An 18,469-nucleotide genomic window follows, 5' to 3' on the forward strand; every position below is an offset into this window, starting at 1 on the left:
GCTCCGCCGAACGGGATCAGTCGCGGATGCCGTCGCAGGCGATCCGCAGGTGGCGGGGGCCGCGCAGCACCGCGTTCTGGCGGTACGGCGGCGGGTCCTCCAGCAGTCGGGGGTTCACCAGTCGACGGGCCAGCTCGCTCAGTGCCAGCTGGGCTTCGAGCCGGGCCAGCGGCGCGCCGAAGCAGCTGTGGATCCCGCTGCCGAGGCCGAGGTGCTGGATGTCCCCGCGGTCGGGGTCGAAGCGGTCCGGGTTCTCGAACTTCTTGGGGTCGCGGTTGCCGGACGCGAGGACCAGCCAGAGCGAGGCGCCCTTGGGGATGGTCACGCCGGCGACCTCGATCTCGGACAGCGTGGTGCGCTGCGGCAGCAACTGCACCGGCGGCTCGTAGCGCAGCAGCTCCTCGACGATCGGAACGGCCAGTTCGGGGTCCTGGCGCAGCCGCTCCAGGACGTCCGGGTGGCGCAGCAGGGTCAGCATCCCGTTGGTGATGAGGTTGACCGTGGTCTCGTGCCCCGCGATCAGCAGCAGCGCCGAGGTGCTCAGCGCCTCGATCGTGGTCATGGCGCCATCGGGCCCGTCCGCGGTCGCCAGGTGGGACAGCATGTCGTCCCCGGGGTTCTTGCGGCGCTCCTCGATCAGACCGGCCAGGTACATGCCGAGTTCCATCCGGGCGTCGGCCGGCACGCGGCGCTTCGTCGGGTCGGCGTCCGGGTCGGGGTCGAGGCTGGCGGCGATCGCGTCGGCCCATACGTGGAAGCGCGGTTCGTCCTCCTGGGGCACGCCGAGCAGCCGGCAGATCACCGTGACCGGGAACGGGTAGGCGAACTGGTCCACCAGGTCGATCCGGTCCATCGAGTCCGCGGCGACGATGCCCTCGATCAGTCCGGACACGATGCCGCCCAGCTCGTCCCGCATGTCGTGCACCTTGTGCGGGGAGTGCGGCGGCCCGAACGGCCGGTTCGTCATCCGACGGAGCCGGTCGTGGTCGGGCGGGTCGAGCTTGAGGAAGGACGGCGGCAGCGTCGTCGACCCCTCGTCCTCGCCGCCGGCCAGCGGGTCGCCCGCGGTGGACGCCAGGTTGGCGGCGTCGGAGCTGATCCGAGGGTCGTGCAGGAGGCTCTGGATCTCGTAGTACGTGCTGATCACGTACGGCCCGTCCCCGTCGTGGGCCACCGGCGTCTCGCGGAGTTTTTCGTACAGCGGATACGGATCTGCGCGGTTCGCGTAGTCCATGATCTCCCGCAGGATGGCTTGTGTCATGGCAGGTCCTCGTGCTCCTCGGAGTCCTCGGGGCGGGGCGGGCGGTGCACGTGCGGTTCAGTGGCGGGCGGGGGTGAAGGTCATCTTCCGGTCGTCCGGGGAGTACCCGCTGAGGGTGATCGTCGGGCCGTGCGTCGGCACCGACGGGTCCGGGAAGTCCGCGGGCATCGGCTTCTGCCCCTCGGGCCTGCGGTCCACGGTCGGGAACGGCGGCGGGAACGGCGTCGTGGACTCGATCATCTGCTGGTAGAAGGGCAGCCAGCGGCAGTTGTCGAAGGTCACCGCCCCGATCACCCGGCCCTGGTACCCGTACACCCCGGCGAAGTGCCGCTCGGAGCGCGAACCCTGGGTGATCATGATCTCGGTGCCCATCGAGGGCACCCCGACCGACTTGATGTTGACGCCGAACTGGGAGGACCAGAACGCCGGCACCCACATGTGCGGGCGACGGTCCGCGCTCTCGCTGAGCATGTTGTGCGCCGCCGTCTCGGCCTGGGCCACGGCGTTGCCCCAGTGCTCCAATGAGAGGAACTGGTACCCGAACAGGGCGTGCGGGGACCGTGCCACGTCACCCGCCACGTAGATGTCGTCGGTGACGATGCCCCGGATGTCGAAGGCCCGGCAGCCCGCGTCGCAGGCGATGCCGCGGGGCCCCGCCCCCAGCCCGGAGCCGGCCAGCCACTCGGTGTTGCGCTGCGCGCCGAGCGAGACGATCACCACGTCGGCCTCGATGGACGAACCGTCGGACAGGTGCGCGGTACGGACCCGACCGGCGGGATCGCCCTCCAGGCCCGTCACCATGACCCCGGTCCGCAGGTCGACGCCGTTCTCGCGGTGCATCTCGGCCGCGACGTCGCCGATGACCCCGCCGAGCGCGCCGACCAGCGGCGCCGCCCCGCGTTCGGCGACGGTGACGGGCAGCCCGCGTTCCCGGCAGGCCGAGGCGATCTCGGAGCCGGTGAATCCGGCCCCGATCACCAGTACCCGACGGGGACCGGCCGCGAGACTGCGTTCCAGTGCGACGGCGTCGTCACGGGTGCGCAGGACGAAGACGCCGTTGAGCGAGCCCTCCTCCTCGTTCGGCCAGGGCCTGGCCCGTACCCCGGTCGCGATGAGCAGCCGGTCGTACTCCACCTCCCCGCCGTCGGCGAGGAGGACCCGGCGGCCCGCCATGTCCAGCCCCGAAGCGGGGACGCCGAGCCGCCACTCGGCGCCGATGTCGCGGCGCCGGGGGAGCGCGGTGTGGTCCGCGGTCGCCTTGCCCAGCAGGACCTGCTTCGACAACGGGGGCCGGTCGTAGGGCTCGTAGGGTTCATCGCCGATCATGGTCAACGAACCCGTGAAGCCCTTGTCGCGCATGGTCTCGGCGGCCCGCAGGCCGGCCAGGGAAGCGCCGACCACGACGATGCGTCCGTCGCGCTTGAGCCGTTCCAGGTTCCCGTCAGCGTGCACCTTGCGCCTCCGGGGTGAGCGCCGACATGTCCCGCTCGTCGAGCTCGATGAGGATGGCCCCGACGGGACAGGCCGCGACGGCGCGCATGACGTTCTCGCGCTGCTCCTCGTCCGCCTCGGGGTTGTACAACAGCGATTCGTCGCCGTGCATGGAGAACACGTCCGGAGCGAGGAAAGCGCACTGGGCGTATCCCTGACAGCGGTTGAGGTCGACGACAAGCCTCATGAGGCACCAGCCCTTCCGTGGCCCGAACATGGCCGTTCGCACCTGTTCGTCCCCGAGTCCCCCGCAGCTTTCCCATCCAGAATGCACGGGGGAGGCGGGGTCCGCCTGCCGGGCGCGGGAGGGCCCGGGCGCACGGCTACCGCCGGGCGGAACGCATGATGTAGGCACCGACGATCACTGCCCAGGCGGGGAGGATCATCTCGCTCCAGGGCACGCCGGAGCCGATGACGATCAGGACCAGGCCCGTCAGGTACCCCAGCAGGGCGAGAGGGCGCGGGAAGATCCCCAGCCGGCGTCCGATGCTGGAGGTGGCGAAGACGAAGACGGCCGCCATGCGCATCGCGTACGTGGTCAGGATCGTGTAGGCGTAGTCGCGGCCGAAGGCGGTGTCGGTGCCCTCCTCCAGCACGGTGCCGGCGGCCCCGGCGGCGACGAACAGGGTGGCGACGAAGACGAATCCGCTGCCGAGGAAGACGGTGGAGACGAACCGGTCCTCGGCCTCTCCGGCGTGGGCGCGCAGGGCGCCCATGAACCAGAGGAACAGGATCCCCGCGAACGGGACGATCTCCAGGGCCAGCCGTACGGCCCACCGGTCACCGGGATCGACCGCGGCATCGGGGGCGCCGCCCTCCGGGACGGCGATGCGCATCAGCGTGATCGCCCCCGCGAGCAACACGGCGAAGGCGATCCCGGCCATGCCGGCGGCCCGGGGCGTGCGCAACCGCGCGGTCGTGGACTCCTCCATGGACCTCTCGCTCTCTCCCCCGTCCAGCAAGCGCCGGCGACGGGCCGGCCGCCACCAGGGGGCGGCCGGGCGGGTGAGCGAGGGGTCCGACGGGGAGCCGGGTCAGTGGACCGGTTCGGGGACGGGAGCCGCGACGGCCCCCTCCTCCTCGTCCTCCTCGGAGCCGTGCTTGCCGTACCAGGCCACGGCGACCGCGCCGGCCACCGCCAGGACGAAGCCGAGGACGGCCAGCCAGGCCAGGCCCGGCCGGGAGGCGTCGCCGAGCCAGACCACGCCGATGGCGCCGGGCAGCACGGTCTCGCCGACGACGAGGGCCGCGGTCGCGCCGTTCACCGAGCCGATCTGCAGGGCGACGGTGTGCAGGTACATGCCGCCGAAGCCGGCCGCCAGGATCGCGTAGAGCGCCGGGTCACCGAGGAGGGAGCCGAGGTCGAAGGGGTCGATCCCGTTCAGGATGCGGACGCCGACACCCAGGGCGCCGAAGCCGAGGCCCGACAGCAGACCCGCCAGGATCGCCGCGTTCCCGCCGAGGAGACGGACGGCGACCGTGCCGCCGACCATCAGGAAGAGGGTGATCCCCAGCAGCCACCAGTGGGTGGACATCGGAGCGTGGTGGCCGCCCTCGTGACCCGCCGCCGTGGCCAGCAGCACCAGCGCCGTGCAGACGACGCCGATCGACGTCCACTCCTTGCGGGTGAGCCGGATGCCGAGCATCTTCACGCTCAGCACGGCCGTGATCACGAGGTTGGCGCTGATGACCGTCTGCGAGAGGAACAGCGGCAGCATGCGCGCGGCCAGCGCGCCGAGCCCGAACCCCACGAAGTCGAGGATGGTGCCGACGATGAACTCCCAGGTCATCGCGGCCTTGGCGGTGGAAGTCAGGTTCGGTCCGCCGTGCGCGGTCACCCCGGCGGCGGCCGGTGACATCCGGGCCGCCCGCCGCGAGCCCACGGCTTGCAGGACGGATCCCGTGCCGTAGCAGATGGACGCCGCGACAGCGGTCAGCAGGCCTATGAGCACAGAGGGCTCCGTTCACGTCTGGCAGGTTTTCGCGTTACCTCTGCCAGACGTGAGAAACGGATGAGAAGTTGCCTCCGGGGGTCAGCCCATTGCGGCGAGTGCGGCCGGGACCTCGTCCACCGAGTCCACCAGCGCGATCCGGGACTCCATCGCACGGCCCCGGGCCAGTGCCGTGAGCAGCGGCCAGGCCGGCAGGTGCTCGGTCCAGTGCGTACGGTTCACCAGCACCATCGGGGTCGGCTCCCCGCGCGACGAGTAGTAGTTCGGCGTCGCGTTGTCGAAGACCTCCTGGACGGTGCCGGCCGCGCCGGGCAGGAACACGACGCCCGCGTTCGAGCGGGCCAGCAGCCCGTCCTCACGGGTGGCGTTCGCGAAGTACTTGGCGATGTGGCCCGCGAAGGCGTTCGGCGGCTCGTGCCCGTAGAACCAGGTCGGAATGCCGGTCGAGTCGCCGCCGTCGGGCCAGCGCTCCCGTACGGCGAAGGCCGCGCGGGCCCAGTCGGAGACCGACGGGACGAAGGAGGGCGCCTTGGCCAGCAGCTCCAGCGCCTCGGGCAGGGCCTCGTCGGCCGCGGGGGCCAGATAGGCGCCGAGGTTCGCGGCCTCCATGGCGCCCGGCCCGCCACCGGTGGCGACCGTGAAACCGGAACGGGCCAGGGTCCGCCCCAGCTCGGCCGCGCCGCGGTAGTCCGCGCCGCCGCGGGCCATGGCGTGGCCGCCCATCACGCCGACCACCCGGGCACCCGTCAGGTGCTCGTCGAGGGCGTCGGAGACGGCGTCGTCGTGGATCGAACGCAGCATCGAGGAGAAGACGTCGCCGTCGGTCCCTGTCTCCTGGAACCAGGCGTACGCCTGGGCGTCCGGGGTCGCCTCGTAGCCTTCGGCCAGCCCCGAGAACAGCTCCTCGGCCGTGTAGAGCAGGCCCCGGTACGGGTTGAACGGCAGGTCCGGTACCGGGGGGAAGACGAGCGCGCCGTCGGCGCGGACCTTCACGGAGGCGTCGGGCTCCATCGGGCAGCCCAGGAAGACGGCCGCGGAGGTGTCGGCCGACAGCAGCGCGAAGGTCCGCTCCAACAGGTTGACCGACTGGATCCGGTAGCCGCTCAGGGAACCCCTGGCGGCGACGCGGTCGAATTCGGCGAGCGTCTCGATCTCGATGTCTGCGTTGACCATTCGGCCCACACTAAGGGCCGTTTCGGTCAGCGCGTCAACGCCAGGGACGTCAGTTGCGCCACACCCCAGCTGAGCGGAAGGCACACCGCCAGCAGTGCTCCGGCACGCACCGTGGCGGCCGTACGCAGCACCGTTCCGGGGGTTCCGAGGTCGAGGAGGGCGGCCCGGGCGGCGGACCGGGACTGCCTGGATTCGACCGCCGATGTGAGAAGGGTCGCGGCCGCGCACAGCGCCACCAGGGCCGCGGCCGGCCAGGTCAGGGGACCCAGCGGGGGAAGCGGCCCGGTCCCGTCGCGCAATGCCAGGGCGGTCAGCGCGGCCACGGCGACCGCGCACAGCACCCCGAGGGGGCGGCCCAGCCGGGGCGCCTCCTCCTGCAGGGCCCGTCCGGCCAGCAGCCGCAGGGCGCCCGGACGGGCGGCCTGCACGAGGGTTCCGCAGGTGTAGGCCAGGCCGGGCCCGGCGAGGGCGAGTCCGGCGACGATCAGGGCCCAGCCCGCCGGCATCGCGGCGCCGTCCGGGCCCGTGTAGGCCTCGACGGTGAGTCCGCACGCGGTGAGCGCGACCCCCCAGGGCACCCCGGTCAAGGGGGCCGGTCCGGCGGGCGAGGCCCGGTGGCGCAGGGCGAGGGCCGTGGCGACCGACGCCGTCAGCGGGATCAGGGCCAGCAGGGTGAGCGCGGCCGCCACGGGCAGCGGCTGCTCGGCGTGGAGCAGCCGGGCGCCCGCGCCGTCGAAGGGCAGACCGGTCAGCTCGCCCCGCAGGTGCAGGAACACGGCCAGGGCCAGGAGGGCGCCCAGGGTGCAGGCGACGGCGGTGGAGACCGCCGCGGCCAGGCCGAGCCGTACGGGTCCCAGCCCGACGGCGTCCAGCCCCTGCCGGGGCCGGGTCGCCGGGTCGGTCCGGGCCACCGCCACGGCGAACTGCACGGTGGCGGCCAGCGGCACCAAGGCCCACAGCAGGCGGGGGAACGATCCGGCGGGCCGGTCCATCGCCCCCGCGAGGACGTACAGGAAGAGGAATCCGGTGCCGGCCGATGCGGTGGCGACGAGCAGCCGCCGCATCTGTACGAGGGGCCGGGAACCGCGGGCTAGGCGGAGAGCGAGCACGCGGCCTGGTCCTCCGTCGCCTGTGGGGGTGCGGCCGCGGCGGAGGCCGGGCGGCCGTCGAGCAGGGCCGTGGTGCGGTCGGCCGCGGCGGCGGTCTCCTCGTCGTGGGTGGCCAGCAGCACGGTGATGTCGTGCGAGCGGGCCGCCGTGGTGAGGGTGCGCAGGAGCAGGGACCGCTCGGCGCGGTGCAGGGGGGCCGTCGGCTCGTCGGCGAAGAGCACGGCCGGCTCGGACACGAGGGCCCGGGCCAGCGCCACCCGCTGCGACTCGGCCCGGGTCAGGGCGCCGGGGCGCTTGCGGGCGAAGGCGCCGATGTCCAGGCGCTCCAGCCATTCGCAGGCGGCGTGCTTCGCGGCGCGGTTCGCGGCGCCGGCCAGCAGCAGGGGCAGGGCCACGTTCTCCCACACCTTGAGCTCGGGCAGCAGCTGCGGCTCGGGCCCGATCCAGGAGAACCGGTCGCGGCGCAGGCGCTCGCGGGCCAGGGCTCCCATGGTGTGGACGGGAACGCTGTTGAACCAGACCTCGCCCTGTTCGGGGGCCAGCTGTCCGCTCAGGCAGCGCAGCAGCGTGGTCTTCCCGCTGCCGCGGGGGCCGGTCACGGCCAGGATCTCGCCCTGCCGGACTTCGACGGAGACCCCGATCAGGCCGGGGGAACCGCTGTGGGAGTAGTGCAGGGACCGCGCCCACAGGACGTCATTGTCAGGCGGGGCAGTGTCCGGTGGAGCCACCATGGCGTACACCTCCGTCCGGGGGAACGAAGCGGAGCCCTTTCAGTCACTGGCGCCGCAATGAGATGTAAAGAGATGAACCGCTTGGATGGTGACAGCACACGGCCCGGACCCTCGCGTTCTCACTCGAACGGAGGATCCGGGCCGTGTGTTCGGACCAGTCGTGCTCGGACCGGTCGCGCGCCGGGCGGTCGTCGTCGGACCGGACGGTCGTGCCGGGTGCTGCTACAGCTTGGTCCACGCCTCGGTGAGCACCGAGCGCAGGATGCCTTCGATCTCGTCGAAGGTCCCCTGGTCCGCGATCAGCGGCGGGGCCAGCTGGATGACCGGGTCCCCACGGTCGTCGGCGCGGCAGTACAGGCCGTTCTCGAAGAGCGCCTTGGAGAGGAAGCCGTAGAGCACGCGCTCCGTCTCCTCGTCCGTGAAGGACTCCTTGGTGACCTTGTCCTTGACGAGCTCGATGCCGTAGAAGAAGCCGTTGCCGCGCACGTCGCCGACGATCGGAAGGTCGTGCAGCTTCTTCAGGGTGTTGAAGAAGTTGCCCTCCTGGTCCAGCACGTGCTGGTTCAGGCCCTCCTTGTCGAAGATGTCGAGGTTGGCCAGCGCCACGGCGGAGGACACCGGGTGTCCGCCGAAGGTGTAGCCGTGCAGGAAGGTGTTGTCGCCCTTGTAGAAGGGCTCCGCGAGGCGGTCCGAGATGATGCAGGCGCCGATCGGGGAGTAGCCCGAGGTCATGCCCTTGGCGCAGGTGATCATGTCCGGCACGTAGTCGAACTTGTCACAGGCGAACATCGTGCCGAGGCGACCGAACGCGCAGATGGTCTCGTCGGAGACGAGGAGCACGTCGTACTCGTCGCAGATCTCGCGGACCCGCTGGAAGTACCCGGGCGGCGGCGGGAAGCAGCCGCCGGCGTTCTGCACGGGCTCCAGGAAGACGGCCGCGACGGTGTCGGCGCCCTCGAAGAGGATCTCCTGCTCGATCTGGTCGGCGCACCAGCGGCCGTAGGCCTCCGGGTCGTCGCCGAAGATCGGGGCGCGGTAGATGTTGGTGTTCGGCACCTTGTGCGCGCCGGGGACCAGCGGCTCGAAGGGGGCCTTGAGGGCCGGCAGACCGGTGATGGACAGGGCGCCCTGCGGGGTGCCGTGGTAGGCGACCGCACGCGAGATGACCTTGTACTTGGTGTGCTTGCCCTGGAGCTTGAAGTACTGCTTGGCCAGCTTCCAGGCGGTCTCGACGGCCTCGCCGCCACCGGTGGTGAAGAAGACCTTGTTCAGGTCGCCGGGGGCGTAGTGGGCGAGGCGCTCGGCGAGCTCGACGGCCTTGGGGTGCGCGTACGACCAGATGGGGAAGAACGCGAGTTCCTGCGCCTGCTTGTAGGCGACCTCGGCCAGTTCCTTGCGGCCGTGACCGGCGTTGACCACGAACAGGCCCGCGAGGCCGTCCAGGTAGCGCTTGCCCTTGTCGTCCCAGATGTAGGTGCCCTCGCCCCGGACGATGGTGGGTACGGGGGAGTTCTCGTAGGACGACATGCGGGTGAAGTGCATCCACAGGTGGTCGTACGCGGTCTTGGAGAGGTCCTGGCTCACGGTTATCTGGTTCCCCACATGTAGGTCTGCTTCTTCAGCTTCAGGTAAACGAAGCTTTCGGTTGATCGCACGCCGGGGAGCGTGCGGATCTTCTTGTTGATCGTTTCGAGCAGGTGGTCGTCGTCCTCGCAGACGATCTCCACCATCAGGTCGAACGACCCCGCGGTCATCACCACGTACTCGCACTCGGCCATGTCGGTCAGCGCGTCGGCCACCGGGTCGAGGTCGCCCTCGACGTTGATGCCGACCATGGCCTGCCGTCGGAGGCCCACGGTGAGCGGGTCGGTGACGGCGACGATCTGCATGACTCCCTGGTCGAGCAGCTTCTGTACGCGCTGGCGTACGGCCGCTTCGGACAGGCCGACGGCCTTGCCGATCGATGCATAGGGACGGCGGCCGTCCTCCTGCAGTTGCTCGATGATCGCCAGGGACACAGCATCGACCGAAGGGGACGGTTGTCTGTTCCTGGAATCTGCGCTTCGACTGACCACGACCTCACTGTGCACGAGGAGTCGTCTGTTCCGCAACCCATGGGCGATGAAATCCGTTGTGTGGAGTCTCTGATTACACGGATTTCGTAGTTCGGTGTGTCTGGCTCTGTCGAAAGCGTCGCCCGAGGGGCTAGGCTTGGGATTCGTCTCAATCATTGGACATGTGATCAGGAGAGTGGCTGTAGTGACCACCGAACTGCGTCGTCTGCGCAACTACATCGGCGGGGAGTTCAAGGACGCCGCCGACGGGCGGACCACCGAGGTGGTCAATCCCGCCACCGGCGAGGCGTACGCGACGGCCCCCCTGTCCGGCCAGGCCGATGTGGACGCGGCCATGGCCGCTGCCGCCGCCGCCTTCCCGGGCTGGCGCGACACCACCCCGTCCGAGCGGCAGAAGGCCCTGCTCAAGATCGCGGACGCCTTCGAGGCGCGCGCGGACGAGCTGGTCGCCGCCGAGTCGGAGAACACCGGCAAGCCGCTGGGCCTCACGGCCAGCGAGGAGCTGCCGCCGATGGTGGACCAGATCCGTTTCTTCGCCGGTGCCGCCCGTCTGCTCGAAGGCCGTTCGGCCGGCGAGTACATGGAGGGGATGACCTCGATCGTCCGCCGCGAGCCGGTCGGTGTCTGCGCCCAGGTCGCGCCCTGGAACTACCCGATGATGATGGCCGTGTGGAAGTTCGCCCCGGCGATCGCCGCGGGCAACACCGTGGTGCTCAAGCCGTCGGACACCACCCCGGCCTCCACCGTCCTGATGGCGGAGATCATCGACTCCGTCCTGCCCAAGGGCGTCTTCAACGTCATCTGCGGCGACCGCGAGACCGGCAAGGCCATGGTCGAGCACTCCACCCCGGCGATGGCCTCCATCACCGGCTCGGTGCGCGCGGGCATGCAGGTCGCCGAGAGCGCCTCGAAGGACGTCAAGCGCGTCCACCTGGAGCTCGGCGGCAAGGCTCCCGTCGTGGTCTTCCCGGACGCCGACATCGCCAAGGCCGTCGAGGACATCGCGGTCGCCGGCTACTTCAACGCCGGCCAGGACTGCACCGCCGCCACCCGCGTGCTCGTGCACGAGTCGATCCACGACGAGTTCGTGGCCGCGCTCGCCAAGGCCGCCTCCGACACCAAGACCGGGCAGCCGGACGACGAGGACGTGCTCTACGGCCCGCTGAACAACCCGAACCAGCTCAAGCAGGTCGCGGGCTTCATCGAGCGGCTCCCCGCGCACGCCAAGGTCGAGGCCGGCGGTCACCAGGTCGGTGACAAGGGCTACTTCTACGCCCCGACCGTCGTCTCGGGCCTGAAGCAGGACGACGAGATCATCCAGAACGAGGTCTTCGGCCCCGTCATCACCGTCCAGTCCTTCACGGACGAGGCCCAGGCCCTCGACTACGCGAACGGTGTCGAGTTCGCCCTCGCCTCCTCCGTGTGGACCAAGGACCACGGCCGCGCGATGCGGATGTCCAAGAACCTCGACTTCGGCTGCGTGTGGATCAACACCCACATCCCGCTGGTCGCCGAGATGCCCCACGGCGGCTTCAAGAAGTCCGGCTACGGCAAGGACCTCTCCGCCTACGGCTTCGAGGACTACACCCGCATCAAGCACGTCATGACCTCGCTCGACGGCTGATCCCGCGCGGTGATCACACTGATCACCGCAGGGCTCTGAAGGGGCGGGCAATAGACACCTTGTCTATTGCCCGCCCCTTCGGCTTGTTCGAGGCTGTGCGCATGCCTGAACTCGCCTTCTCCCGCCGCGCGGCGCTGCGCGGCCTCGGTGCCGCGGGCCTGCTGGCCGCCCTCACCGGCTGCGGTGTGCCCGCCGCCTACGTCCCCCAGGAGCGGCGCCGGGGCGAGGACGTCTCGGCCCGGGACCGGAGCGTCGCCTTCTCGAACTGGCCCCTCTACATCGATACCGACGAGGAGGACGAGGAGAGCCGTCCGACCCTGGACTCCTTCTCCGAGCGGACCGGCATCGAGGTCCGGTACACCGAGGAGATCAACGACAACGACGAGTTCTTCGGCAAGATCAGTCCGGCGTTGATGAACCACCAGGCCACCGGGCACGACCTCGTGGTCGTCAGTGACTGGATGGCCGCCCGCTTCGTCCACCTGGGGTGGGCCCAGCGGATGGACCGCTCGACGCAGGGCAACGTCAGCAAGTACCTGGACCCCCAATTGCGGTCCCCGGCCTTCGACGAGGGTCGGCTGCACACCGTCCCCTGGCAGTCGGGGATCACGGGCATCGCGTACAACCGCAAGGCGCTGGGCCGCGAGATCAAGTCGGTCGGCGACCTCTGGAAGCCGGACCTCGCGGGCAAGGTGACGCTCTTCTCGGGGCTGGACGAGTCCTTCGCCCTGCTGATGCAGGGCAACGGCGTCGACGTCACGCGGTGGACCGAATCGGACTTCCACCGGATGTGCGACCAGGTCGAGGAGTTGGTGCGCAAGAAGCACATCCGACGCTTCACCGGCAACGACTACACCTCCGATCTGAGCAAGGGGGACGTCCTGGCCTGTCAGGCGTACTCCGGCGACGCCATACAGCTCCAGGCCGACAACCCCGACATCGAGTTCGTCGTTCCCGAGGAGGGTGCGGAGCTCTGGGCGGAGAGCCTGCTCATCCCCAACCTCGCCCGGCACAAGGCCAATGCCGAGGCCCTCGTCGACCACTACTACGACCCCGAGGTGGCGGCGGAGCTGGCCGCGGCCGTCAACTACGTCTGCCCCGTGCCCGCCGCCCGCGAGGTGCTGGCCGGCTCCTCGGACAAGGAGACCGCCGAACTCGCCGAGAACCCGCTGATCTTCCCCGACGAGGACATGCGCGGCCGCCTCGTCGTGGCCCGGGACATCTCCTCGGCCGAACGTCGGAGCCTCGCCAAGCGCTGGAACTCCCTCGTCGGACTGTGATCCGAACCACCCGGAGAGGAATTGAACACGTTCACGAAATTGGCTGAACATGTTCAATTCTGGGAGTAGGGTGACTTCCATGAGCGAGAGAAGCGCCCTTGAGCGGCGGATCCGTGCCTGGCTTGCCCTGTTCCTCGTCTGCCTCGTCCTGAGCGGACTCACCGCCTTTCCGCTGGTCACCGAACTCCGGTGGGCCAACGCCCTGGTCTCCAACGAGTGGCTCCAGCGGGTCGGGGACGGCCTCATCCGGGCCGACAGCGAATACCCCTTCCTCCTCTACGGCACCGACTGGCTGGCCTTCGCCCACCTGGTGATCGCCGTCTTCTTCTACGGCGTCCACCGCGACCCCGTGCGCAACATCTGGATCGTCGAGGCCGGCATGGTGGCCTGCGCCGGGATCATCCCGCTGGCACTGATCTGCGGCCCCCATCCGGGGTATCCCCGTCTGGTGGTCGGTCATCGACATGTCGTTCGGTGTCTTCGGGGTGATACCCCTGCTGATCCTGCGCCGCATGATCAAGCGACTGGAGGCCCTGACCGCCGGGGCTCCGACCGCCGGGGCCGTGCCGGCGGAGGTCCCGCGCCCCGGGGTGGGGACCCGATCGCAGCCGCAACCCCAGCCGTAACCCGGGCCCCGGCCCCGCCCCGGCCGCGAGGCCGGAACGGCTACTTGGCGAAGGCCGCGTACACGATGGCCTCGGCGACCTGGTTCATGTTCCGGCCCTTGGCGTCGGTGGAGTTCACCGAGTACACGAGGGTCCGCGACAGGTCGCGGGTCCCGCCGATCACTGTGTTGTAGCCGTGCCGCCCGCCCGTCTTGCCCCAGGCCTCCTTGCCGCCCGGCAGGACGAACCGCTTCATCCCGGCCGTCAGTCCAGCGGGTTGTCCGGTCTCGAAGTCCGTCACGGCGGGCACCGTGAACATCTCCTCCAACTGCGCCTTCGGTACGAGGCGCCCCCCGAACAGGGCCTTCGTGAAGCGTTCCAGGTCCGCGGTGGTCGAGATCAGGTCCCCGGCGGCCCACTCCCAGGAGGAACCCCACACCGAGACGTCGACCAACCTCCTGCCACCGTCGGGCAGCGGCACCGCCTGGTAGCCACGGTTGTGCGCACCCGGTATGCGCGTCTGCGTCCGGCTCGGCAGCGACGTGTCGCGCAGGCCGAGGGGCACCAGGATCCGGGCGGTCACGGCCTTCTCGTAGGACGTGCCGGTCACCTTCTCGATCAGCACGCCCAGGACCGTGTAATCGATGTTCAGGTAGTGCTGCCTGGTCCCCGGATCGAACTCCGGTCCCTTGGCGACCGCGTTGGCGATCATGGCGCGAGGATCCTCGATATCGAACCGGTGGGCGTACGCCGCCTCGAAGGTGTCGCCCGGATGGTCCGCCGGGCGGATACCGCTGGTGTAGTTCAGCAACTGCCGGACGGTGACCGGCTTGAACGATCCCGGCAGGAGGCCGGGCAGGTACTCCTGCACCGTGCCGTCCAGGCGCAGTCGGCCCTCGGCGGCCAGTTGCAGCACCACCGCCGACGTGAACGTCTTGGTCACCGAACCGGCCCGGAAGCGGCCCTCCGCGATCGCCGGACGCCCCGAACGGACGTCGGCGACACCGGAACTGCCCCGCCACTCACCGCTGGTGCCGCCCACCCGGACCAGCGCGGCCGTCGCATGCTCGTGCCGGGCTCCGAGGCCCGTGATGGCCCGCTCCAACGCGGCCGCGTCGGGAGGTGTGGAGAACACGGGCGGGGTGGCGGCCACCGACACGGCCACCGACGCGGCCGAGGGCGCCGGCGCCGAGGCCGCGTGCGCCGCGACCGCCGGGCCGGACGCGATCCCCAAGACGAGGGCGGCGGCGATCAACGTACGGGTCGTTGCGTTCATGGTGGTTCCCCCTGTGGTGCGGTCCGCGGGGCTCGCTGCCCCGATGACCACAATGTTGCTGCTCACAGGGCTGGTTGCGGATCACCGATGAGAGGGGTCTTCAGCGGTACGACAACTCACCGACGCGGGGGAGTCGACACGCCGCTCCTCACTCCCGAGAGGGAGAACCCAGCGCGGCGGCGGCGCCGCCCGGCGAACCGGCGGTGGCCCCCGCCGCTATCAGCCCCGTCTCGTACGCGCAGATCACCGCCTGGATCCGGTCGCGCAGCCCCAGCTTCGCCAGCACGTTCCCCACGTGCGACTTCACGGTGTGCTCGCTCACCACCAGCGACGCGGCGATCTCCGCGTTCGACAGTCCCCGTCCCAGGTGCAGCAGGGTCTCCCGTTCCCGGGCCGTCAGCACCTCCAGCCGGTGAGCGGACAGCTCCCGGGCCGCCGGGGGTCGGGCCGTCGCCGCCGTGTACTCCTCGATCAGTCGCCGTGCCACCGAGGGCGCCAGCAGGGACTCGCCCGCCGCCACCACCCGTACCGCGTGCACCAGGTCGTCCCGCCGCACGTCCTTCAGCAGGAACCCGCTCGCCCCCGCGTGCAGCGCCTCGTACACGTACTCGTCCGAGTCGAAGGTCGTCAGCATCACCGTCCTGCACGTGCCCCGCGCCGTGATGCTCCGGCACGCCTCGATCCCGTCCAGCACCGGCATCCTGACGTCCAGCAGGGCCACGTCCGGGGCCAGCCGCTCCACGGCCTCCACGGCCGCCGCCCCGTCCCCGACCTCCGCCACGACCTCGATGTCCTCCTGGACGTCCAGGATCATCGCGAAGCCGCTGCGCACCAGCTCCTGGTCATCGGCCACCACCACGCGGATCGTCAAGTCCCCACCTCCAGCGGCGACGTTACAAGAGACACCCGCACCACGAACCCGGTGCCGCCCGGACCCGGTCCCGACCACGCCGTCCCGCCGTGCGCCGCCGCCCGCTCACGGATGCCGATCAACCCGTGCCCGCCCGCCGCCGCCCCGCCCATCGCCGCCCGGCCCGCGACCGGCCCGCCCGACGCGGCCCCGCCCGGGCCCCGGCCGTCGTCCGCGACCGTCACCGTCAGCTCCGCCGGCCCGTATGCGAGCCGTACGTCCACCGAGGTGGCCCCGGCATGCTTCACCACGTTGGTCAGGGCCTCCTGCACCACCCGGTGGACCGTCGCCTCCAGCGCCGCCGGCAGCTCGCGGACCTCGCCCGTCCGCTCGTAGGAGACCCTCGGACCGCTCGCCCGCACCCGGTCCAGCAGGGCGGGCAGCGCTCCGATCCCCGGCTGCGGCGCACGCGGCGCGGACTCGTCCGTGCGCAGCACGCCCAGCATGGTCCGCAGCTGCGCCATCGCGTCCCGTCCCGTCTCCGCGATGGCCTCGAAGGCCGCCTCGGCGCGGGCCGGAGCGCGGCGCACCGCGAGCGGGCCCGCCTCGGCCTGCACGATCATGATGCTGACCGCGTGCGAGAGGATGTCGTGCATCTCCCGCGCGATGCGCGCCCGCTCGCGCGCCGCCGCCTGCTCCGCCTCGATCCGGTTCGCCCGCTCCAACTGCTCCGCCCGGTCCTCGACGGCGGCCGTGTAGGCCTGACGGGTGTGCCGCGACCGGCCCAGCGCGTACGCGGAGCCGCCCACGAACAGGGTGAAGAACAGCTCGCGGGCCGACCCGGTGTTCCAGTACACGGCGAGGCACGACGCCACCACGACGGCCGCGGACACCACCAGCCTGGTGCGCCGCGGACAGAGGACGGCCACCGTGTAGAAGGCGACCAGCGGTCCGTAGGGCAGCGGTTGGCCGGGGCCGTCCATGCCCAGGTTGTAGGCGAAGCCGACGGCGGAGATGGCCGCCAGGACCGTCACCGGGGCCCGCCGCCGCCAGATCAGCGGCAGCAGGCCCGCCGTGGTGAACGCGTACGCCGCCCAGCTCTTGGGCGATCCGCCCGGCTGCTCGGGCAGGACGAACGGCATGGTGGAGACCAGCTGCACCAGCAACGTCAGCCCCAGGTCCTGCCACCGCGGATCGGCGCGCCGGACCCGCTCCGTCAGCTCGCGTATCACCCGCGCGTCAAACGCCGAGGCCGGCGCGCACGGCCGCCAGGGCGTCCAGCCGGTTCGTGGTGATCGAGTCCACGCCCGCCGCCACGAGCGCCCGCATCGACCGCTTGGTGTCCGGGGTCCACGCGGAGACGAGCAGCCCGTCCCGGTGCAGGGCGTCCGTCAGCTCGCGGTCGACCAGCCCGAAACGGTAGTTGAGCCAGCGCGGCGCCACCGCGTCGATCAGCACCCGGCGCGGCGGTGACAGCGTCGTCCAGGTGAGCGCGATCTCCGCGCCGGGATCGGCGGCGCGCACCGCCAGCATGGTGCCGGGGCCCGCGCAGTAGTACGTGCGCTCGCCCGCCCCGCATTCGCGCACCAGGCCGACGACGGAGCGCACGGCCTCCGTCGTGGCGCCGGGCAGGTCGAGCATCAACCGACCGGCCCCGGCCGCCATCAGGGCGTCCCGCAGCGTCGGGACCCGGCCTTCCGTCAGCTCCTTCAGCTGCGGGGCCGTGACGGCGTCGAGCCGTACGTCGTGGCCCCACAACCGCTGGAGGGTGTCGTCGTGCAGCAGGACCGGCACCCCGTCGCGGGTGAGCCGTACGTCGACCTCCACCGCGTCCGCCCCCAGGGCGAAGGCGGAGCGGACGGAGGCGAGGGTGTTCTCACGGAAACGGTAGGGGTCGCCGCGGTGCCCGACGGCGGTGAGGGTGCTCATGCCCCCATTCTGGCGGCAGGCACGAGCAGTTGGGTCAGCGCGCGAGCCAAGCGGCGGTGTACGTGTCGATCTCGTCGCTCAGCTTCGCCTTGCCGGCCGCGTCCAGGAACGAGGCCTCGACGGCGTTCTTCGCGAGCTGCGCCAGGCCGAGCTCGTCGAGCTCCAGGAGCCGGGCGGCCACCGCGTACTCGTTGTTGAGGTCGGATCCGAACATCGGCGGGTCGTCGCTGTTGATGGTGACGAGGACGCCCGCGGCCACCATCTCCTTCACCGGGTGCGCGTCGAGGTCGGTGACGGCACGGGTGGCGATGTTGGAGGTCGGGCAGACCTCCAACGCGATGCGGTGCTCGGCGAGGTAGGCCAGCAGCTCCGGGTCCTGGGTGGAGGTGGTGCCGTGGCCGATGCGCTCGGCACCCAGCTCGTGGATGGCGTCCCAGACGGTCTGCGGTCCGGTGGTCTCGCCGGCGTGCGGCACGCTGTGCAGTCCGGCGGCGCGGGCGCGGTCGAAGTACGGCTTGAACTGCGGGCGCGGGACGCCGATCTCGGGGCCGCCGAGCCCGAAGGACACCAGGCCCTCGGGGCGCAGGTCGACGGCGAGGCGGGTGGTCTCGGCGGCCGCCTCCAGCCCGGCCTCGCCGGGAATGTCGAAGCACCAGCGCAGGACGACGCCGAGCTCGGTCTCGGCCGCCCTGCGGGCGTCCTCGATGGCCTCCATGAAGGCCTTCTCCTCGATGCCGCGGCGGGTCGAGGAGTACGGCGTGATGGTCAGCTCGGCGTACCGGATGTTCTGCCGGGCCATGTCACGGGCCACCTCGTACGTCAGCAGCCGTACGTCCTCAGGGGTACGGACCAGGTCGACGACCGACAGGTAGACGTCGATGAAGTGCGCGAAGTCCGTGAAGGTGAAGTAGTCGGCGAGCGCCTCGGGATCCGTGGGGACCTTCGAATCGGGGTGGCGGGAGGCGAGTTCGGCCACGATGCGCGGGGAGGCCGAGCCGACGTGGTGGACGTGCAGTTCGGCCTTGGGCAGCCCGGCGATGAAGGGGTGCAGGTCGGGCATGGGTGCCTCCGTATGGACGCGGGTGCGGTCAGGTCGGCTTCATCGTAGGCAGC

The 18,469-nt window shown here is 71.0% G+C and carries 17 protein-coding genes and 1 pseudogene; 3 read left to right on the top strand and 15 right to left on the bottom strand.

Annotated elements, in window-relative coordinates; translation table 11 throughout:
- Window positions 1–16 precede the first annotated feature (16 nt).
- From ACFVS6_RS29575 to ACFVS6_RS29620, 10 genes are all read right to left on the bottom strand, one after another.
- The gene (locus ACFVS6_RS29575; RefSeq protein WP_389708575.1) at window positions 17–1,261 is read right to left on the bottom strand and encodes a cytochrome P450; all 1,245 of its coding nucleotides are present in this window, start codon (window positions 1,259–1,261) and stop codon (window positions 17–19) included.
- 57 nt (window positions 1,262–1,318) lie between these two features.
- Entirely contained in the window at window positions 1,319–2,713 is a 1,395-nt protein-coding gene (locus ACFVS6_RS29580; protein WP_389708577.1) for an NAD(P)/FAD-dependent oxidoreductase, read from the bottom strand.
- Window positions 2,703–2,939 carry a ferredoxin gene (locus tag ACFVS6_RS29585; protein ID WP_389708579.1) on the bottom strand — a complete coding sequence of 79 codons (237 nt, stop codon included), beginning with the start codon at window positions 2,937–2,939 and terminating at the stop codon, window positions 2,703–2,705. The genes ACFVS6_RS29580 and ACFVS6_RS29585 overlap by 11 nt, the downstream gene beginning before the upstream one ends.
- A 136-nt stretch (window positions 2,940–3,075) precedes the next feature.
- Window positions 3,076–3,684, bottom strand: a complete 609-nt coding sequence (locus tag ACFVS6_RS29590; RefSeq protein WP_389708581.1) for a hypothetical protein — start codon at window positions 3,682–3,684, stop codon at window positions 3,076–3,078.
- A gap of 102 nt (window positions 3,685–3,786) precedes the next feature.
- Entirely contained in the window at window positions 3,787–4,704 is a 918-nt protein-coding gene (locus ACFVS6_RS29595) for a hypothetical protein (RefSeq protein ID WP_389708583.1), read from the bottom strand.
- An 81-nt stretch (window positions 4,705–4,785) separates the two neighbouring features.
- The gene (locus ACFVS6_RS29600; RefSeq protein ID WP_389708585.1) at window positions 4,786–5,877 is read right to left on the bottom strand and encodes an LOG family protein; all 1,092 of its coding nucleotides are present in this window, start codon (window positions 5,875–5,877) and stop codon (window positions 4,786–4,788) included.
- A gap of 26 nt (window positions 5,878–5,903) precedes the next feature.
- Window positions 5,904–6,986, bottom strand: a complete 1,083-nt coding sequence (locus ACFVS6_RS29605; protein ID WP_389708587.1) for a hypothetical protein — start codon at window positions 6,984–6,986, stop codon at window positions 5,904–5,906.
- Entirely contained in the window at window positions 6,968–7,717 is a 750-nt protein-coding gene (locus ACFVS6_RS29610; RefSeq protein WP_389708589.1) for an ABC transporter ATP-binding protein, read from the bottom strand. Before ACFVS6_RS29610 ends, ACFVS6_RS29605 begins: the two co-directional genes overlap by 19 nt.
- Window positions 7,718–7,939: 222 nt before the next feature.
- Window positions 7,940–9,319 (bottom strand): aspartate aminotransferase family protein, encoded by a 1,380-nt coding sequence (locus tag ACFVS6_RS29615; protein WP_030227477.1) that lies wholly within the window; start codon window positions 9,317–9,319, stop codon window positions 7,940–7,942.
- The gene (locus tag ACFVS6_RS29620) at window positions 9,304–9,807 is read right to left on the bottom strand and encodes an Lrp/AsnC family transcriptional regulator (RefSeq protein ID WP_281207348.1); all 504 of its coding nucleotides are present in this window, start codon (window positions 9,805–9,807) and stop codon (window positions 9,304–9,306) included. The genes ACFVS6_RS29615 and ACFVS6_RS29620 overlap by 16 nt, the downstream gene beginning before the upstream one ends.
- A 169-nt stretch (window positions 9,808–9,976) precedes the next feature.
- Here ACFVS6_RS29620 and ACFVS6_RS29625 point away from each other — a divergent pair, with 169 nt between their 5' ends.
- The 3 genes and pseudogenes from ACFVS6_RS29625 to ACFVS6_RS29635 all read left to right on the top strand — a co-directional run bounded on the left by ACFVS6_RS29625 (window position 9,977) and on the right by ACFVS6_RS29635 (window position 13,322).
- Window positions 9,977–11,416 carry a gamma-aminobutyraldehyde dehydrogenase gene (locus ACFVS6_RS29625; RefSeq protein WP_389708592.1) on the top strand — a complete coding sequence of 480 codons (1,440 nt, stop codon included), beginning with the start codon at window positions 9,977–9,979 and terminating at the stop codon, window positions 11,414–11,416.
- A gap of 101 nt (window positions 11,417–11,517) precedes the next feature.
- The gene (locus tag ACFVS6_RS29630) at window positions 11,518–12,696 is read left to right on the top strand and encodes a spermidine/putrescine ABC transporter substrate-binding protein (protein ID WP_389708594.1); all 1,179 of its coding nucleotides are present in this window, start codon (window positions 11,518–11,520) and stop codon (window positions 12,694–12,696) included.
- Between the two features lie 79 nt (window positions 12,697–12,775).
- Window positions 12,776–13,322: pseudogene (locus ACFVS6_RS29635) on the top strand (hypothetical protein).
- Window positions 13,323–13,362: 40 nt separating this feature from the next.
- On the opposite strand, the gene ACFVS6_RS29640 reads toward ACFVS6_RS29635, so the two are convergent.
- The 5 genes from ACFVS6_RS29640 to ACFVS6_RS29660 all read right to left on the bottom strand — a co-directional run bounded on the left by ACFVS6_RS29640 (window position 13,363) and on the right by ACFVS6_RS29660 (window position 18,416).
- Window positions 13,363–14,577, bottom strand: coding sequence for a serine hydrolase domain-containing protein (locus ACFVS6_RS29640; protein WP_389708596.1), 1,215 nt, complete (start codon window positions 14,575–14,577; stop codon window positions 13,363–13,365).
- A 148-nt stretch (window positions 14,578–14,725) separates the two neighbouring features.
- On the bottom strand, window positions 14,726–15,448 hold the full coding sequence (locus ACFVS6_RS29645) for a response regulator (protein ID WP_389708598.1): 723 nt from the start codon (window positions 15,446–15,448) through the stop codon (window positions 14,726–14,728).
- On the bottom strand, window positions 15,445–16,659 hold the full coding sequence (locus tag ACFVS6_RS29650) for a sensor histidine kinase (RefSeq protein WP_389708600.1): 1,215 nt from the start codon (window positions 16,657–16,659) through the stop codon (window positions 15,445–15,447). The genes ACFVS6_RS29645 and ACFVS6_RS29650 overlap by 4 nt, the downstream gene beginning before the upstream one ends.
- Before the next feature lie 7 nt (window positions 16,660–16,666).
- Entirely contained in the window at window positions 16,667–17,356 is a 690-nt protein-coding gene (locus ACFVS6_RS29655; RefSeq protein ID WP_389708602.1) for a glycerophosphodiester phosphodiesterase, read from the bottom strand.
- Window positions 17,357–17,390: 34 nt separating this feature from the next.
- Window positions 17,391–18,416 carry an adenosine deaminase gene (locus tag ACFVS6_RS29660; protein WP_389708604.1) on the bottom strand — a complete coding sequence of 342 codons (1,026 nt, stop codon included), beginning with the start codon at window positions 18,414–18,416 and terminating at the stop codon, window positions 17,391–17,393.
- Between the last annotated feature and the right edge of the window lie 53 nt (window positions 18,417–18,469).

It is taken from the genome of Streptomyces sp. NPDC057939, from assembly GCF_042887545.1.
Classification (GTDB): domain Bacteria; phylum Actinomycetota; class Actinomycetes; order Streptomycetales; family Streptomycetaceae; genus Streptomyces.

Excerpts from the sequence above, each read along its gene's own strand:
- ACFVS6_RS29655 (WP_389708602.1), bottom strand. The coding sequence starts at position 17,356 with ATGAGCACCCTCACCGCCGTCGGGCACCGCGGCGACCCCTACCGTTTC.
- ACFVS6_RS29590 (WP_389708581.1), bottom strand. The coding sequence starts at position 3,684 with ATGGAGGAGTCCACGACCGCGCGGTTGCGCACGCCCCGGGCCGCCGGC.
- ACFVS6_RS29585 (WP_389708579.1), bottom strand. The coding sequence starts at position 2,939 with ATGAGGCTTGTCGTCGACCTCAACCGCTGTCAGGGATACGCCCAGTGC.
- ACFVS6_RS29575 (WP_389708575.1), bottom strand. The coding sequence starts at position 1,261 with ATGACACAAGCCATCCTGCGGGAGATCATGGACTACGCGAACCGCGCA.
- ACFVS6_RS29630 (WP_389708594.1), top strand. The coding sequence starts at position 11,518 with ATGCCTGAACTCGCCTTCTCCCGCCGCGCGGCGCTGCGCGGCCTCGGT.
- ACFVS6_RS29660 (WP_389708604.1), bottom strand. The coding sequence starts at position 18,416 with ATGCCCGACCTGCACCCCTTCATCGCCGGGCTGCCCAAGGCCGAACTG.
- ACFVS6_RS29610 (WP_389708589.1), bottom strand. The coding sequence starts at position 7,717 with ATGGTGGCTCCACCGGACACTGCCCCGCCTGACAATGACGTCCTGTGG.
- ACFVS6_RS29640 (WP_389708596.1), bottom strand. The coding sequence starts at position 14,577 with ATGAACGCAACGACCCGTACGTTGATCGCCGCCGCCCTCGTCTTGGGG.
- ACFVS6_RS29600 (WP_389708585.1), bottom strand. The coding sequence starts at position 5,877 with ATGGTCAACGCAGACATCGAGATCGAGACGCTCGCCGAATTCGACCGC.